This window comes from Faecalibacterium sp. DFI.5.82 (genome assembly GCF_029076575.1).
Taxonomy (GTDB): Bacteria; Bacillota; Clostridia; order Oscillospirales; family Ruminococcaceae; genus Faecalibacterium; species Faecalibacterium duncaniae.
The window spans coordinates 1-395 of sequence record NZ_JARFIS010000125.1; the positions used below are offsets into that span (position 1 = coordinate 1).

Sequence of the window (395 nt, forward strand, 5' to 3'; positions counted from 1 at the left end):
AGATGGCCCGCAGCATCTCGTCCAGCGTGAACTGCTCCCCGGGCTCCAGCCAGATCTGGCTGCCGCCCCTGTGGTAGGCGTGTTCGCTCACCGGCACGGGGGTATCGAGGGTCAGTTTTCCACCGCGGATGGCCTCAAAGGTCAGCAGCAGGGTCATCAGCTTGGTGATGGAAGCAATGGGCATCCGCTCAACCGGTGCTTTCTCGAAGAGCACACGGCCCGTCTCCGGCTCCATGAGGATTGCCGCCCGGCATTCCAGCTGCAGCCCGCTGTTGGCCGGAGCCGCCGCCAGCACCGCCGGGGCATCCGCCTGCACTGCCGGTCCCGTTCCCCCAAGGGCCACCCGCAGCCCGGCCCCCTGTGCCGTACGCACAGCCAGCGCTAACAGCCAGGAG

At 67.8% G+C, this 395-nt stretch carries 1 protein-coding gene; it reads right to left on the minus strand.

The window, feature by feature from the left end; all coding sequences use genetic code 11:
• Positions 1–388, minus strand: a 388-nt coding sequence (locus tag P0G09_RS15885) for a serine hydrolase (protein WP_275253140.1), incomplete at its 3' end; no start/stop codon positions are given.
• Positions 389–395 lie beyond the last annotated feature (7 nt).